This is a genomic window from Streptomyces sp. UNOC14_S4, assembly GCF_020740835.1.
Taxonomy (GTDB): domain Bacteria; phylum Actinomycetota; class Actinomycetes; order Streptomycetales; family Streptomycetaceae; genus Streptomyces.
This window is the reverse complement of record NZ_JAINFC010000865.1, coordinates 1-1,725: the sequence shown is the minus strand read 5'-3', so window position 1 is coordinate 1,725 and position 1,725 is coordinate 1. Positions and strand designations below refer to the sequence as shown.

The 1,725-nt window shown below is 72.9% G+C and carries 2 protein-coding genes; both read right to left on the bottom strand.

Annotated elements, in window-relative coordinates; genetic code table 11:
* Window positions 1-44 precede the first annotated feature (44 nt).
* Window positions 45-527, bottom strand: a complete 483-nt coding sequence (locus K6I34_RS36565; RefSeq protein WP_229332332.1) for a DUF6238 family protein — start codon at window positions 525-527, stop codon at window positions 45-47.
* Window positions 528-561: 34 nt separating this feature from the next.
* On the bottom strand, window positions 562-1,725 hold a 1,164-nt coding region (locus K6I34_RS36560; protein WP_229332331.1), incomplete at its 5' end, for an SCO6880 family protein.

Below are 1,725 nucleotides of genomic sequence, written 5' to 3'. Positions count from 1 at the left end.
GTGGTTCATCGGGTGGGGTGCTCGGCTTTCAGCGGGGAACGGCTTCAGATGGCGCGGTGGCGGGCGTGACCGTGGAGGGGCGAGTGCAGGTCGGCGGGAGTGGTCTCCTGCCGGACGACGGTGCTGGTGCGCAGGTGGCGCAGGCAGATCGTCAGGAACGGCGGCCCGCTGGGGTCGATGTCCTGCTCGCAGGTGTCATCCTGCGGCGCGTCCGAGTCGGGCGCGGGGGCGCGGGGAGCTTGGTGGAAGGCGTCGTGGAGGTGTTCGCCGGCCTGCCACAGACGGGTGCGGGCCGCCGCGAAGTAGCTGCTCTGGGCAGGGCGTTCGCCGCGGGTATGCTCGGCGAGCCGGCCGAGGAGAGTATGGAGGGCGGTGAGGTGGGCGTGGAGGGCGTCCACCTGGGCCCGGGTTGCCGGGCGGCCGTTGGGGGGTGAGGTGGTGGTGCGGGTGTGGTGGCGGATGCCGGTAGTCGCTGCGGTGAGGTAGGCGAGCGGCTCGTTGCCGGCGAGCGGGGACGGAGGCGTCACGAGAGGGGGTGGTCCTTCCTGCGGCTTGCGGGTGTTACAGGGCGGTGCGGGCGAGCGGCAGGGCGGCGGTGGCGAACGCGTCGGGCTGCTGGTACTTCAGGCGGCGCAGGTCGACCTGGGCGGAGACGGCGGCGGTTTCGATCTGGGCGCAGGCGGCGTCGAGTTGGTCGTCGCTGTCGGCGGAAACGGTGAGCAGGCCGGTGAGGGCGACGTCGGCGTGGCCGGCGATCAGCTGCCGCTCGCGCTGCTTGACGTCCGCGTACTCGACGCTGTCTTCCTCGTTGTCGACCTGGCCCTTGCGCTGGCGCTCGGCCGCGTCCGCGATGATCGTCGCCTTCCGGCGCTGGACGTCCTTCAGTGCGGCCTCGAGCTGCTGGGGAACGTAGATGAGGGAGAAGGAGCGGCGTACCCCGGCGGAGAACAGCACGGTGTGGAGGAATCCGGCGCCGACTTCGGTGCGGGGCCAGTTCTCGACCCAGTAGGTGGCGTGGTGGGCGCTGTCGGTGATGACCCGGTCGGTTTCCTCGACCTGGACGACGGGGCCGGCGGCGGCCGGGTCGGCTTCGGCGCGGCCGGTGGGCGACCACTGCTGGAGGGCGGAGAGGGCCTTGGGGTCGTAGGCGGTGCGGATGACCGCGGCGATCTCCCGGGCGTCCAGCCAGCCGGTGACGGTGAGCCCGGCGTTGCGGGCGGCCTGGGTGAGGGTGGCGGTGGTCTGCTGCAGCACGGTGAAACCACCTGACAGTCCGCCACCGGCCTGCGAGATCAGCCGACGGGCGGCCTTCATGTCCAGGGAGACCGCAAGGTACGCCTCGTGAGGGGCGGCGGCAGGTCCCGCGGCGGCGACGAGCTCGGCGTACACGGTGCCGGCGACGGGTGCCTGGGGGTGGCCGTGCTCGTTCCAGTGCCGGGTGAGCGCGTCGCCGGAGTCGGGGACGGTGCGCTCGAGGACCTGGATGGTCTTGATGTGCCCGGTGCGGGCCAGGCCGGCCAGGGTGCGGCCCCAGCCGGAGACGTTGGCGTTCTGGGTGGCGGGGTCGAGGAGGGCGAAGGCACGGCTGGAGATGCGGGCGACGGCGGTCATGGTGCCCGCGCGCGGGTCGTGGATGGCGGCGAGTTGCCGGTCGGGGGAGGTGAACACCCGCAACGAGGCGTCGGTGCCCGGCAGATGGAGCAGGCCCTCGGTGCGGGGGCGGGT